Below are 13,024 nucleotides of genomic sequence, written 5' to 3' on the forward strand. Positions count from 1 at the left end.
GATGACCGGTACTGGCTCGGGGCACGGCCTGCCGGACGGAGTGCGGCGCGTACTGGCGGTGGTCGCCCATCCCGACGACGAGTCGTTCGGGCTGGGCGCACTGCTGGCCCTGCTGTCCGACGGCGGCGTGCCCACGACGGTCCTCTGCTTCACCCACGGTGAGGCGTCCACCCTGCACGGCAGGCCCGGCGACCTGCACACCATCCGCGCAGGCGAACTCGCCCGCGCCGCACGGGAACTGGGCGTCCAGCGCGTGGAACTGGCCGGACATCCGGACGGCGGCCTGGGCGACATCCCGTCGTACCGGCTCACCGCGCACGTCACCCGCCTCATCGGCGAGGAGCGCCCCAGCCACCTCCTCGTGTTCGACACGGGCGGAGTCACAGGACACCGGGACCACCGACGAGCCACCGAGGTCGCACTGCTCGCCGCCCGCCGGGCCGGTGTCGGGGTGCTGGGCTGGACGCTGCCCCAGGAGGTGGCGGACAGGTTGAACGCCGAGTTCGGCACGTCCTTCACGGGCCGCGGCGCGGCCGAGTGCCGAGTCGTCGAACCGGTGTCACGGCAGCGGCAGCGTCGCGCCATCGCCTGTCATGCCAGCCAGTCGTCGGACAATCCGGTGCTCTGGCGCCGTCTGGAACTCCTCGGCGACCGCGAATACCTGCGCATCCTGGAGTGACGTGCCCGTCGCCGAAGTCAGAAGGAAAGAGCGCTCTTCGGTGGCGGCCCGAGGGTATCGGTGCCGCGCCCGGCCAGGCCGGCGTGCAGGAGGAGCAGGTGAGCCAGGTCGCGGGCCTCGTCAGCGGTGAGCGCCGCCCACACTCCCGGCTCGCCGCCCTGGTCCTGGTCCACGTCCAAGGTGACCCGGGTGATGGGCCGGTGCACGGGAGCGAGCCGCAGACACCGCACGGCAATTCTGCGCCCGCAGGTCGTCACAAGAGAAGTGTCCTCGGTTGTCTTGGCAGATCCGTCATGTCCTGCTGTCGCCATCGGGTTCACGCTCCTTCGCCAGGTCCGGTCGATCCCCGGGCGCCGACTGCGACCCGTATACCCGGAGGGGTATAAGCGACAGCGCGGTGCGAGGCTGAATTGTTCCGCCCCCGCCCCGCCTGGGTGTTCCCGTGCGATGCGGGGAAGGTCTCATCGGGCAACAGGCGCAAGGGCCGATGGGGGTGAATGTCAGGCCGTCTGGTCCTCCATCGATCAGGGTCGTGAAAATACCCTGGGGAGTATCCAAATCCGTGATCGTCCGGGAAGGATCCTCCGATGACCGCATCCGACCAACTGGCCGAGCCCACCGAGTACACCCGTCTGCCTCTCATCGGCGACAGGGCGCCGGGCTTCGAGGCCGAGTCCACACATGGCCCGGTCAGCCTGACCGACTACGCCGGGCACTGGCTGGTGCTCTTCAGCCACCCGGCCGACTTCACCCCGGTGTGCACCACCGAGTTCGTCGCCTTCACCGAACTCGCCGACGAGTTCGCCGCCCGCAACACCGCCCTGCTCGGCAACTCCGTGGACTCCGTCCACAGTCACCTCGCCTGGACCCGCTCGATCGAGGAGAAGCTGGGAGTGCGGATCCCGTTCCCGATCATCGCCGACCTGGACATGCGCGTCTCGCACGCCTACGGGATGCTCCACCCGAACACGTCCGGCACCGCCGCCGTACGCGCCGTCTTCGTCATCGACCCGGAGCAGACCGTACGGGCGGTGCTGTACTACCCGTTGAACGCCGGACGCATGATCCCCGAGATCCTGCGGCTCGTCGACGCCCTGCAGACCTCCGACCGCGACGGCGTCTCCTGCCCCGCCAACTGGCACCCCGGTGAGGACGTCGTCCTGGGCGCCCCGCGCACCCAGGCGGAACTGGAGGCCCGGCTGGCCGACGACAGCGTCAAGCTCACGGACTGGTACCTGGCGATGAAGCCCGGAACACCGGGCTGACCCGCGCACAGCCCCGTGGGGGTCATTTCCGAACGGCGTGGACGAGCGCGTCGAGGGCCGTACGGCTTCCGCCCTCGGCGTCGGTCACCGGCCGGGTGACCGTCTCGGCCCGCAGGATGTCGGCGTACGGCCGCCACAGATCAGCGACCTGCCCGGCGCTGTAGAGCACGCGGGGATCCTGCGGGCCGCCGTGGCCGTGCTCGGGATTGGCCGCGTCGTGGCCGACGAGCAGCAGGGTTCCGCCCTCGCGTACGGCGGTGGCGGCCCAAGGCAGTATCCGGGACATCTCCGGCCACGGCAGGTGCAGATAGGCGATCAGCGCCAGATCGTACGTCGCCTCGCGGGGAGCCCAGGCTGTGAGATCGGTGCGGACGGTGTGCAGCCGCACGCCGCGGCCGGCGGCCATCTGCTCGGCCTTCTCCAGTGCTACGGCGGAGAAGTCGACGGCGTCCACCTCCCAGCCCCGTTCCGCGAGCCAGACCGCGTTGCGTCCCTCGCCGGCGGCGAGGTCCACCGCCCGCCCGGACGGCTTCAGACCGGCCAACACCTCCTCGACGAACCGGTTGGGCTCGGCCTTCCACACCAGCTCGCTGCCTCGATACCGCTCGTCCCAGCCTGCTGCGTCCATCGTGCGTACCTCATTCCCCCGGTCGTTCCGGGTCAGTGGAATCCTCGTCCGTACTGTGGCCGTCGTCCGGATCTTCCGCGTCGTCTCCGGCGAGCAGATATGGGTAGGGGCAGCTGCTGGGATCCGGGGCGATGCAGGCGTTGCAGGGGCGGGACCGGTCGATGACGCACTTCGGTGTCGGTCTCATGCCGCACCGCCTGCATCGGCCCGGGTGCGGAAGCCGGCGGACAGCTGCCGTGAGGCGCGCTTGAAGGCCAGAACGGGAACGTAGTGGCGCACGCGCGCGTCGGCGAAGTACGCGAACGCCTCTGCCGCCGTGGTTGCCAGCGTCTCGGCCGGGACATCCGGGAACCGGCGTTCGAGCCGTGTCTGGATGTCCTGGCGGGCGCGTCGCTCTGCCGCTGGTGTCGGTGGGCCGGCCGGCCGGGTGTCGGGGCAGTGACTGCCCGGCGGGGCGGCCCTGGAGGTGAGGACGGGGAGGGAGTTCACCTTCATACCCCCTGAGGTATGGGGTCCGGGTGGTCAGGCGAGGGTCAGGAACAGCTTCTCGAGTTCGGCCTCGCTCAGCGCAGGGTTGTGTCCCTGTTGCCGCTCGGTGAGGCACTGGCGAATGCCGCCCGCCACTATCTTGAAGCCGGCCCGGTCCAGGGCGTGGGAGACCGCGGCCAGTTGGGTAACGACGTCTTTGCGGTCCCGCTCCGCCTCGATCATGGTGATGACCGCGGCCAGTTGTCCCTGGGCCCGCCGCAGCCGGTTGAGTACCTCGGTCCACGAGTCCGTTTCCTCGGTCACGAGGTTCACGACTTCTCTCGCGACTTCTGTCTCGTCCGTCACCGGACACCTCCTGGGGCCGGGTTCGTCAGAGGTTCGGGAGGCGCTGCTGAGTGTCGTGCGGCGACGGCACGGTGCCGCCGCCGCTGCGGACGGTGTCCTCACCTGTGGGGTGGGGGGCCGTCTGCGCGTCTTCCTCGATGGACGGCGCTGATACGTCGTTGGTCGGGCTCCGCGTTCCCTCGACGTTGCGCAGCATGTACCAGCTGAACGCGACGCCTGCCGCCGCGGCCACGGACGCCCAGGTCCACGGACTGGTCAGCAGGGTGCGGCGCAGATCGGAACTGGTCTGCTGGCTGAGGACGAAGACGCCCATGACGGCGACGAACCAGCCGAAGGACTTGCGCAGCGCGTCCTGTGGGATGCGCCCGGCGAGGAGGCCGCCGAGGATGCTGCCGACGACGGCGGTCGCGGTGACGAGGGCGGCAAAGCCCCAGTCGATGTGCACGCTGGCGAGGTAACCGGCCAGCCCGGCGAAGGACTTCATGGAGATGACCAGCAGCGAGGTCCCCACGGCCACGGTCATCGGCAGCCCGCCGAGCAGCACGAGGGCCGGGACGACCAGGAAGCCGCCGCCCGCGCCGACCAGTCCGGTGACCAGTCCCACCACGATGCCGTCCAGCAGGACGTGGAGGATGGGGAGTTCGTGATGGACCTTCTTGGGCGCCCCGCGACGGCCGCGGATCATGGCGACGGCGGTGGCGATCATCATGAGGGCGAACGCGAGCAGCAGGACGGTGCCGGGGATGAACTCGGCCAGTCGTCCGCCCGCGTAGGCGCCGGTCATGCCGGCCAGGCCGAACAGCAGCCCGGTGCGCCAGCGGACGCGTCCGGCGCGGGCGTGCGAGACGACGGCGGCGGCGCTGGTGGTGCCGACGACGAACAGGGAGGTTGCGATGGCTTCCTTGGTCTCCATGCCGGCCAGGTAGACCAGGATGGGCACGGTCAGGATGGATCCGCCGCCGCCCAGGATGCCGAGGCTGACGCCGATGAGCAGCGACGCTGCGATGATCACGGCGATCATGACGAGCCTCGCAGGGCGGTGACGATCGTGTCGAGGTCGGCGCGCGGGCCACGGTTGTAGGGCAGCTTCGCCAGCAGCATGCCCAGCGCGCAGGTGTTGGTGAGTGCGGCGACGGTCAGCCCGGCCCCGACGGCCGTGCCGATCAGGTGCAGTCCGGGCAGGAACAGGCCCGCGATACCGGTGACCACCACGATGGATCCGGCGACCAGGCGCACCTGGCGTTCCAGGTCCCAGCGTTCGGGGCCGCGGGTGAGCGGGCCGCCAGTGGTCTCCCACGCCGTGACGCCGCCGTCGAGGACGCGCAGGTTGGGCAGTCCGGCTTCGGCGAGGGCCTGTTCGGCCTGTGCGGCGCGGGCGCCGGAGCGGCAGATGAGTATGACGTCCTCGTCGAGGTGGTGCAGCAGTTCGGAGCGGTGCTCGCGCAGGGTGTCGAGGGGGACGTTGTAGGAGCCGGGGATGTGGGCGGTGCGGAACTCGCCGGGCGTACGCACGTCCAGCAGGCGCGGGCCTTCGCCGTCCTGTGTCAGGTCGCGCAGGGTCGCGGGATCAAGTCGGGGTTTGTCGGCGCTGGTGGTCATCGGGGGTCCTTGCTGTCCGTGAAGAGTTCTTCTTGTGAGGGAGGGGGCCGGGCGGCGGCCGACGGTTTCGGCCGCCGCCCGGGAGCAGGGTGGATCAGACGTCGGCCGATGCGGGCAGGGCGAGCCAGGCTCCGTAGCCGCCGAGCAGGTCGGAGACGTCGGTGCGGTCCTCATGGCGCAGCAGGCTGGCCGCGATGGAGGAGCGGTGGCCGCCCGCGCAGTGGACGACCAGGGGCCGGCCGGCCGGGATCTCGTCGATACGGCGGGGCAGTTCGGCCAGCGGGATGTGCAGGGAGCCCTCGATGAAGCCCTCTTCGCGTTCGGCGGTGTTGCGCACGTCCAGGACCAGCGTGGGTTCGTCGCCGTTGAGCAGGCGGCGCAGTTCGTCGGCGGTCAGGCGGCTGGCCTGTTCCATCTCGTCGGCCAGCTCGGGGAAGGCGCCCTCGGGCTCGCGCAGGTAGCCGCCGACCTTGTCGAAGCCGATCCGGGCGAGCCGGGTGACGACCTCCTCCTCGCGGTCCTGGGGCGCTATGACGACGACGTCCTGCTCGGGGGCGACGACCATGCCGGCCTGCTCGGCGAATCGTCCGTCCGCGGGCACGTTGACCGAGCCGCGCAGATACCCGGGCGCGAAGTCCTGCGGCGAGCGGGCGTCGAGGACGACCGCCCCCGCCGCGCGCCGCTGCATGAACTCCTCGACGGACAGCGGCCGGGGCGCGGAGGCCGCGTCGAACAGTCCGTGCTCCTTGCGGTTGAGGATGGCGTCGTAGACGAAGTAGGCGGGAGCGGACGGCTGGCCCTCGGTCACCAGCGAGACGAACTTCTCCTCGCTCATGGGCCGGCAGGCGTAGTTGGTGGCGCGCTGTTCGCCGATGGTGGACTGGCGCTGGGTGGAGAGGTTCTTGCCGCAGGCAGAGCCGGCGCCATGTGCGGGGAAGACGCGCACCGCGTCCGGGAGGGCCATCAGTTTGTGCTGGATGGTGTCGTAGAGCATCTTGCCGAGTTCGTCGGCGGTCACGCCGATCGAGGCGAGCAGGTCGGGCCGGCCCACGTCGCCGATGAACAGCGCGTCGCCTGTCAGCACGCCGTAAGGGACGGTGTCGCCGACGTGCTCGTACACCAGGACGCTGATCGACTCCGGTGTGTGGCCCGGGGTTTCGAGGATCTGCAGCTGGACGTCGCCGAGGCTGATCCGCTCGCCGTCGGTCAGTTTGCGGATGGCGTACTCGGCCTCGGCGCGCTGTCCGTAGCCGATCCAGGCGCCGGTGCGGTCGGCCAGCTCCAGGTGACCGGCGAGGAAGTCCGCGTGGAAGTGGGTGTTGACGACGGCTTCGATGGTGAAACCGTGCTCGGCGGCGTCCGTGAGGTATTCGGAGACGTCTCGGCGAGGGTCGACGACGACGGCCTTGCCGGTGGTCTCGTCGGCGATCAGGTACGACGCCTGGGAGAGGCAGTCGAGGTAGTACTGGGCGAAGAACATGGTCGGGTGACCTCCGTGTCAGAAGGATTTGGTTACCCCGGGGGGTATATAGAAGGGTCTGGTCCGCCCTTGTCGGAGGGCGTGGATGGTGGTCGGCCCGGGTCGGGGGATGCCCGGGCCGACCGGTCAGAGGCGGCCGGTGAGCATGCCGTGCCAGTAGATCGGCGGCAGGCCGTACCGCTTGAACACCCACATCGTGCGCCGCTCCTTGAACGGGTCGAGCAGCGGGAACGACGGGGTGGGGTTGAGGTCGTAGTCGAACTCGGCGAGCAGCATCCGGTCCCGGGCGGTCACCAGCGGACAGGACGTGTAGCCGTCGTAACGGTGTGACGGAGCCCGGCCGTTCATCACGTCGAGCAGATTGCCGGCAACGACCGGGGCCTGCTTGCGCACCGCGGCACCGGTCTTCGAGGTGGGCAGGTTCGCCACGTCACCGAGCGCGAAGACGTTGTCGTAGGACGGGTGTTGGAGCGTGTGCTTGTCCGCGGTAACGAACCCCTGCGGGCTTGCCGGGTCGGCGAGCGGGCCCGTCTTGATCCAGTCGGGTGCGCTCTGCGGTGGGACGGCGTGCAGGAGGTCGTAGCCGATGGTCTCCTTCGTGCCGTTCGCATGGTCGGTGACGGTGAGCTCGCGGGCGTCGCCGTCGACTGCGGTCATCTCGGAGCGCAGCCGCACCTCGATGCCGTAGCGGGCGGCCACCTTCTCCAGGACCTGTGACCAGGCGGGCACCTTGAACATCGCCGCGTCCGGGATGACGAGGATGACGCGGATGTCGTCCAGGACCTTCTGCTTGCGCCAGTGGTCGGCGGCCAGGTAGGCGATCTTCTGCGGGGCGCCGCCGCACTTCAGGGGTGTGGCCGGGTGGGTGAAGACGGCCGTGCCCGAGCGCATGTTCTTGATCAGGTCCCAGGTGCGCGGGGCGTACTCGGGTGCGTAGTTGCTGCTCACCCGGTCGTGGCCGATCGCCTCGGCCAGGCCCGGCACGCCGCCCCAGTCGAGCTGGAGGCCGGGCGCCAACACCAGGTGCTCGTAGGTGAGTTCGTCGCCGCCGGAGAGGGTCACCGTGCGGGCTTCGGGGTCGACGGACTGGGCGCGACGGCGGATCCAGCGAACCCCGTCGGGTATCACGGACGCTTCGGGGCGGCGGGTGGCACGCAACGGGGCCTGGCCGCCGCCGACCAGAGTCCACAGCGGTTGGTACCAGTGCGTGTCGGACGGTTCGATCAGGGTGATGTCACTGACGCCGGCGCGGCGCATGCGGGCGGCGACGCTGATGCCGGCGCTGCCGCCGCCGATGACGGCGACGCGATGGCGACCGGAGATCGGTGCGTCGGTGGGGGAGGGTGTGGCGGCCAAGGCGGTGCTCCTTTCCAACTGGTCCAACTGGCCGTTGTGCGGGTGTCGGCCGGGGTCAGGCGGCGTGCTCGTGTGAACCGGCCGCGACCGGGCGTCCGGCGCGGGCCCAGGCGGAGGTGCCGCCGGCCACGGAGTAGGCGTCGATGCCGCGGGAGTTCATCTGGTCGGTGGCGGTCCTGCTGCGGTTGCCGCTGGCGCAGATCACGAACACCGGCCGGTCGGTCGGCAGTTCACCGCACCTCGCGGACACGGTGCGCAGCGCCATCAGTCGCGCGCCCGGTACGTGCCCGGCCGCGTACTCGTCCGCTTCCCGGACGTCGACCACGAGCGCGCCGTCGGCCCAGGCCGCCTTGAACGCTTCCTGTGTCACTTCACGAGCCACTTCGTTGCCTCCTAAATTACCCCCGGGGGTATCTCTCTGGCGAGAGTACGGCGACCCGGAGGGGAGCGTCAAATACCCCTGGGGGTATTTGCCTGGGAGGTGAGAAGCGGCTCGGCGCCGGGGCCGGGAACGAGCCGTGAGCCGTGTGGCGCGGACCTGGGCAGCCGCAGCGTCATCCGTGTCCCGCCGCCCGGTCCGGAGTCCGCCGTGACCGTGCCGCCGTGGGCGGTGACCAGCTCTTTGACCACGGCCAGACCGATGCCGCTGCCGCCCGAGGAACGAGCGCGGGCCCCGCGCCACAGACGGTCGAAGACGTGCGGCAACTCGTCGGCGGGGATGCCCGGACCGGTGTCCGCCACCTCCACGAGCGCCTCGAAGGGCGTGGCGGAGGTGGTGACCGTGACGGTGTCGCCGGGACGGCAGTGGCGGGCGGCGTTGCTCAGCAGGTTGCCGAGGGCCTGGTGCAGCCGGTCGGCGTCGGCGCGGACCAGCAGGGGAGCGGGGCCCGGGGCGATGTGAACCGTCATCCCTGCCGTGCGCAGCTCCGCCTCGCGCTCGGCCGCGGCAGCGCCGGCCAGGGCGGTCACATCCACCTCGGTCAGACGCAGGGACAGCCGGGCCGCCTCCGCCTCCGCCAGTTCTCCGAGGTCACCGACGACACGGCCCAGCCGCAGGGCCTGGTCGTGCAGGGAAGCCAGGCGCTCGGCCGACGGGTCGGCGTAGCCGTCGCGCAGTTCCTCGAGCCCCGCCTGCAACGAGGCCAGGGGCGTCCGCAGTTCGTGGGCGACGTCTGCGGCGAGCTGGTGGCGGGCCTGCTCGACGTGGTTGACGTTGTCGGCCATGGCGTCGAAGGCGCGGGCGAGATCGCCGAGTTCGCCGGGCGCGTCGATGTGGGTCCGCGCAGTGCGGTCCCCGGCGGCCAGCGCACGGGCGGTTGACGCGACCCGGACCACGGGGGCTGTCAGGCGGCGGGTGACGAACCAGCTCACGGCAAGTGCCAGGGCAAGCGCGCCGACAGCGGCCCCGACCACCCAGCCCCAGGCGACGGACAGGCCCGCCGACCCGGAGTCGGCCGAGAAGACGAGGTGTACGGAGCCGACGGTGCTGCCATTGACCACCACGGTCGCGCTCGCGCCGGGTCCCGAGCCGGTGCCCTGCCCGTGATGCCCGGGGCCCGAGCCGGACATGCCGTGCTCGTCCTGCGACCCGGCGCCGGAGCCACCGGACATCATCTCGTCGTCCGCGTCGCGCACGGTGAGCACTGCACCGGCGCCGGTTGCGATGGAGCGCGCGGCCGACAGGTCGGCCGATGCCCAGCCGCCCGCGGTCCGGTAGGCGTCGGCGGCGGCCGCGGCCACCCGGGAGGCGGTGCGCTGACGGTCCGCCTGGTGGGCACTGCTGAGTCCGCGATCGGTTCCGACGAGCGCGGCGACCGTCAGCAGGGCCACGGACGCCAGTGCCACCACGGCGAACGCGGCGAACAGCCGTCGGCCAAGCGGGCCGAGCCCACCGGACGGCCCAATGCCGGAGCGCGGCGAACGTGGCTCACGTGTCATGGGCCCACCCCAGCCGGTAGCCCACGCCCAGCACCGTCTCCACGAGGTCGGGGCCGGCGCTCCCGAGCTTGTGGCGCAGGTTCTTCACGTGCGAGTCGATCGTCCGCTCGTACCCGGCGAACTCGTAGCCGCGTACCCGGTTGACCAGCTCATAGCGCGAGTACACCCGGCCCGGCACTGATGCCAGCGTGGTCAGCAGACCCCACTCGGTGGGCGTCAGCTCCAGCGGCACTCCGTCGAGGGCCACCTCGTGCCGGGCCTCGTCGATCCGCAGCCGTCCTTCGCCGTACGACGCAACGGGCGCCGCCCCCGTCGCCGTACCTCGGGCGCGCTGCAGCACCGCACCCACCCGCAGCACCACCTCGGTGGGACTGAACGGCTTGGTCACGTAGTCGTCGGCGCCCAGCCGCAGCCCGTGGATGCGGTCCTCGACGGTGCTGCGCGCGGTCAGCACCACCACCGGCACCCGTCCGCGCTCGCGGGCCTCCCGCAGCACCTCGTCACCGTCCACGTCCGGCAGCCCGAGATCCAGGAGCGTCAGGTCGATCCCACGCTCGCCGAGCAGCCGCACGGCCTCGGCGCCCGAGCCGGTCGTCAGCACGCCGTACCCGGCGCGCTCCAGGTAGCGGCGCAGCAGCTCGCGGATCTCCTTCTCGTCCTCGACGACGAGCACGGTGGTGGTCATGTCCCACACCTACGCGCCACGCGCACGCCCCCGGGAGGGGCCGAACAGCCCCAACCCGCCCGGCCGATGTCTCCATCCCGTCTCCACACGCACCGCACGGCGACTGCAGGGCCCGGCGCGACGGTGACGGTGTGGGAACGGGAGACGCTCCCACGGAACCGAGGAGGTTCGCCATGAGGCGCAACATCAAGATCGCGACAGCGGTCACCGCAGGCGCTCTCGCCATCGGCGGCGTGCTGGCGGTGGGCCCGGTGATCGCGGACCCCGGTAGCGGCGGGCCGGTGGCCGTGCAGACCACGTCCCAGAGCATGATGGCGGACGCTCAGCATCAGGCGCGTCACTATGGCGGCGCCACGGACGGCATCCGGCAGCACGACGTAACCTGCAACGGAACCGCGCTGGCCGAGCAGGGCACCCTGACGGCCGCTCAGAAGGCCACGCTGGCGAGCATGGCAGAGGAGGAGAAGCTCGCGCACGACCTCTACACGGCGTTCGCCCAACGCTACGACGTGCGGGTCTTCGAGCGGATCGCGTCGGCCGAGACCCAGCACCTGACCGCCGTGCGCACCCTGCTGGACCGCTACGACGTGACCGACCCGACCGCCGGCAAGCCGGCCGGTGAGTTCACCGACCCCGGCGTGCAGGCCACCTACGACCGGCTCCTGAAGCAGGGCGAGGACAGCCTGACCGGAGCCCTGAAGGCGGGCCGTACGGTCGAGACCGACGACATCGCCGCACTGAACAAGGCGCTGTCCGGACTCACCGCCCCGGACACGCGCCAGGTGTACACCAACCTGCTCGCCGCCTCCGAGAGGCACCTGACGGCATTCGAGCACTGGATTGCCGACGAGTAGAACGAGCAACACGAGTAGGACGAGCAAAGGGAGACGGTCCCGGCCTGTACCTGGCCGGGACCGTCTGGGTTCGTCGGAGAGAGACCGAGGGGCCTACACGGCCGCCGTCGGGGTCCCCGCACGCGCCCTGCGGCGGCGCAGCGCGAACACGGTGGTCATCGTGCCGGCGGTCAGCAGGCCGGCGCCGAGGGCGATCGGCAGGGCCGGGGAGGTGGAGCTGCGGTCGGCGACGTTCTGCGCCTTGAGGTCCTGCACGTACGCCGGGTACGGGGCGTGCGTGGAGGCGGACGACGCCGTCTGGGCGTAGTGGTGCGGGATCGGCTTCACGGACTTGACGGAGCCGTCCGTGTTCAGCAGCACCTGCTTGTTGTTGGGGTGACGGTCACGGCGGCGAGCACGGCCAGGACGACCGCGACGACGACGCGGGTGAGGAGGGCGGACTTCCGCACCCCGGTGTAGTTCACCGCGGTCAGCGCCACTACGGCGGCCACGGCCACCGCGTGGGTCTGGTCGGGCCAGAGGTAGGCGCCGGCGGTGAGGGCCATGGCCGCGCAGGAGGCCGTCTTGCCGAGGACGAACGCCCAGCCGGCCAGGTAGCCCCAGAAGTCGCCCAGGCGTTCGCGGCCGTAGACGTAGGTGCCGCCGGACTCGGGATAGAGAGCGGCCAGCCGTGCCGAGGACGTCGCGTTGCAGTAGGCCACGACGGCGGCCAGGGCCAGAGCGAGCAGCAGGCCGGAACCGGCGGCGTCGGCCGCCGGGCCGAGAGCCGCGAAGATCCCGGCTCCGATCATCGACCCCAGGCCGATCACCACGGCGTCGGACAGGTCCAGACGCCGCTTCAACTCACCCGTGCCAGTCAAGGCTCTCTCTGCGTTCATCGCCTGCTCCTCCTCGTACTCGGCGCACGGTATCGGAGGAGGAGGGGCCCATTGCCGGAGAGTTGGTGCTGGAGCGGCTGTCGGTGCCCCCGGTGCTGGCCGATCCGCTCGCGTGTGACGCGCACTTGGAGGCCAGGCCAGGCCAGGCCAGGCCAGGCAGTGCCGCGCCGCGTAACGGGCGTCAGCTGGTCTTGCGGCCCCAACTCGGCGCTACGAGCTTCCACTCCGTACCCCAGGATTCGATACGGCGCCGGTCCAGCCGGTACCGTGCGACGGCCCCGGTGCCGAACGCCATGCCGGCGAAGGCGAGTGCGGCGGTCAGGCCCAGGACGGCGGATTCGAGAGCCGCCTCCGTCGAACTCGGCGGCTCGGTGGTGAAGTCGCCCGCGGAGTCCACCCAGAGCACGACCTCGGATCCGGCCTTCTGCCCCGTGTCCACCAGCGCGCTGCCCGTGCGGCGGGTGCCGTCGGCGGTCGTCCAGCGGACCTTCGCCTTGATCAGGTCACGCGCTCCGCCAGCCGTCGAGTTCGGGGGTGGGGTATCCGTGAGGAGTACGGCCTGCACGGAGTGCCGCTCGGTGCGCTGCGCGGCGAACACCTCGTCGGCGGCGTGGAACGTCACCAGGCCAGCGAGTGCGCCGCCCATCAGAACCACCGCCCACACGACGAGGACGATCCAGGCCTCGATGATGTCGTCGTGCCGGCGCAACGGGTTGCTCCGCGAGCGCCACAGCCGCTTCCTCGGATGCCTGTTCCTGCCCATGAGTCCGCACCTCCTCGTCGTGGTCGTCCTTTCGAAGGTGTCAGTCGGGAAGGTGGTGCCGCTTG

16 protein-coding genes and 1 pseudogene are annotated in these 13,024 nt (G+C 71.0%); 3 read left to right on the top strand and 14 right to left on the bottom strand.

Going from position 1 to position 13,024, the window contains the following annotated elements:
* Position 1: 1 nt before the first annotated feature.
* The gene (locus ACNFOC_RS02490; RefSeq protein WP_416956091.1) at positions 2-679 is read left to right on the top strand and encodes a PIG-L deacetylase family protein; all 678 of its coding nucleotides are present in this window, start codon (positions 2-4) and stop codon (positions 677-679) included.
* A gap of 17 nt (positions 680-696) precedes the next feature.
* On the opposite strand, the gene ACNFOC_RS02495 is transcribed toward ACNFOC_RS02490, so the two are convergent.
* On the bottom strand, positions 697-936 hold the full coding sequence (locus ACNFOC_RS02495; RefSeq protein WP_416956093.1) for a hypothetical protein: 240 nt from the start codon (positions 934-936) through the stop codon (positions 697-699).
* A 330-nt stretch (positions 937-1,266) separates the two neighbouring features.
* On the opposite strand from ACNFOC_RS02495, the gene ACNFOC_RS02500 reads away from it, so the two are divergent.
* The gene (locus ACNFOC_RS02500; protein ID WP_416956095.1) at positions 1,267-1,944 is read left to right on the top strand and encodes a peroxiredoxin; all 678 of its coding nucleotides are present in this window, start codon (positions 1,267-1,269) and stop codon (positions 1,942-1,944) included.
* A 22-nt stretch (positions 1,945-1,966) separates the two neighbouring features.
* Here the strand turns inward: ACNFOC_RS02500 and ACNFOC_RS02505 are convergent, their stop codons facing one another.
* From ACNFOC_RS02505 to ACNFOC_RS02550, 10 genes are all read right to left on the bottom strand, one after another.
* Entirely contained in the window at positions 1,967-2,572 is a 606-nt protein-coding gene (locus ACNFOC_RS02505) for a class I SAM-dependent methyltransferase (RefSeq protein ID WP_416956096.1), read from the bottom strand.
* Positions 2,573-2,755: 183 nt separating this feature from the next.
* The gene (locus tag ACNFOC_RS02510) at positions 2,756-3,067 is read right to left on the bottom strand and encodes a three-helix bundle dimerization domain-containing protein (protein WP_416956098.1); all 312 of its coding nucleotides are present in this window, start codon (positions 3,065-3,067) and stop codon (positions 2,756-2,758) included.
* Positions 3,068-3,094: 27 nt separating this feature from the next.
* Positions 3,095-3,364, bottom strand: coding sequence for a metal-sensitive transcriptional regulator (locus ACNFOC_RS02515; RefSeq protein WP_361904703.1), 270 nt, complete (start codon positions 3,362-3,364; stop codon positions 3,095-3,097).
* 67 nt (positions 3,365-3,431) lie between these two features.
* Positions 3,432-4,427 (bottom strand): sulfite exporter TauE/SafE family protein, encoded by a 996-nt coding sequence (locus tag ACNFOC_RS02520; RefSeq protein ID WP_416956100.1) that lies wholly within the window; start codon positions 4,425-4,427, stop codon positions 3,432-3,434.
* Positions 4,424-5,005 carry a rhodanese-like domain-containing protein gene (locus ACNFOC_RS02525; RefSeq protein ID WP_416956102.1) on the bottom strand — a complete coding sequence of 194 codons (582 nt, stop codon included), beginning with the start codon at positions 5,003-5,005 and terminating at the stop codon, positions 4,424-4,426. The genes ACNFOC_RS02520 and ACNFOC_RS02525 overlap by 4 nt, the downstream gene beginning before the upstream one ends.
* 94 nt (positions 5,006-5,099) lie before the next feature.
* On the bottom strand, positions 5,100-6,485 hold the full coding sequence (locus ACNFOC_RS02530; protein ID WP_416956104.1) for a rhodanese-like domain-containing protein: 1,386 nt from the start codon (positions 6,483-6,485) through the stop codon (positions 5,100-5,102).
* Positions 6,486-6,611: 126 nt separating this feature from the next.
* Complete coding sequence (locus ACNFOC_RS02535; RefSeq protein WP_416956106.1) at positions 6,612-7,841, bottom strand: NAD(P)/FAD-dependent oxidoreductase; 1,230 nt, start codon at positions 7,839-7,841, stop codon at positions 6,612-6,614.
* A gap of 55 nt (positions 7,842-7,896) precedes the next feature.
* A complete protein-coding gene (locus tag ACNFOC_RS02540; protein WP_416956108.1) occupies positions 7,897-8,223 on the bottom strand; it encodes a rhodanese-like domain-containing protein in 327 nt (108 codons plus the stop codon).
* 68 nt (positions 8,224-8,291) lie between these two features.
* Complete coding sequence (locus tag ACNFOC_RS02545; RefSeq protein ID WP_416956111.1) at positions 8,292-9,779, bottom strand: HAMP domain-containing sensor histidine kinase; 1,488 nt, start codon at positions 9,777-9,779, stop codon at positions 8,292-8,294.
* Entirely contained in the window at positions 9,769-10,464 is a 696-nt protein-coding gene (locus tag ACNFOC_RS02550; protein ID WP_416956113.1) for a response regulator transcription factor, read from the bottom strand. The genes ACNFOC_RS02545 and ACNFOC_RS02550 overlap by 11 nt, the downstream gene beginning before the upstream one ends.
* Before the next feature lie 173 nt (positions 10,465-10,637).
* Between ACNFOC_RS02550 and ACNFOC_RS02555 the strand changes: the two genes are divergently transcribed.
* Complete coding sequence (locus tag ACNFOC_RS02555; RefSeq protein ID WP_416956115.1) at positions 10,638-11,318, top strand: DUF2202 domain-containing protein; 681 nt, start codon at positions 10,638-10,640, stop codon at positions 11,316-11,318.
* A gap of 93 nt (positions 11,319-11,411) precedes the next feature.
* Here ACNFOC_RS02555 and ACNFOC_RS02560 read toward each other — a convergent pair whose 3' ends face one another.
* The 3 genes and pseudogenes from ACNFOC_RS02560 to ACNFOC_RS02570 form a co-directional block, all read right to left on the bottom strand.
* A complete protein-coding gene (locus ACNFOC_RS02560) occupies positions 11,412-11,678 on the bottom strand; it encodes a hypothetical protein (protein WP_416956117.1) in 267 nt (88 codons plus the stop codon).
* Positions 11,679-11,680: 2 nt separating this feature from the next.
* Positions 11,681-12,196: pseudogene (locus ACNFOC_RS02565) on the bottom strand (amino acid permease); the annotation flags it as partial.
* A gap of 181 nt (positions 12,197-12,377) precedes the next feature.
* Positions 12,378-12,959 carry an Rv1733c family protein gene (locus ACNFOC_RS02570; RefSeq protein WP_416956119.1) on the bottom strand — a complete coding sequence of 194 codons (582 nt, stop codon included), beginning with the start codon at positions 12,957-12,959 and terminating at the stop codon, positions 12,378-12,380.
* Positions 12,960-13,024 lie beyond the last annotated feature (65 nt).

Origin of the sequence: Streptomyces colwelliae (genome assembly GCF_048158785.1) — a bacterium.
Classification (GTDB): domain Bacteria; phylum Actinomycetota; class Actinomycetes; order Streptomycetales; family Streptomycetaceae; genus Streptomyces.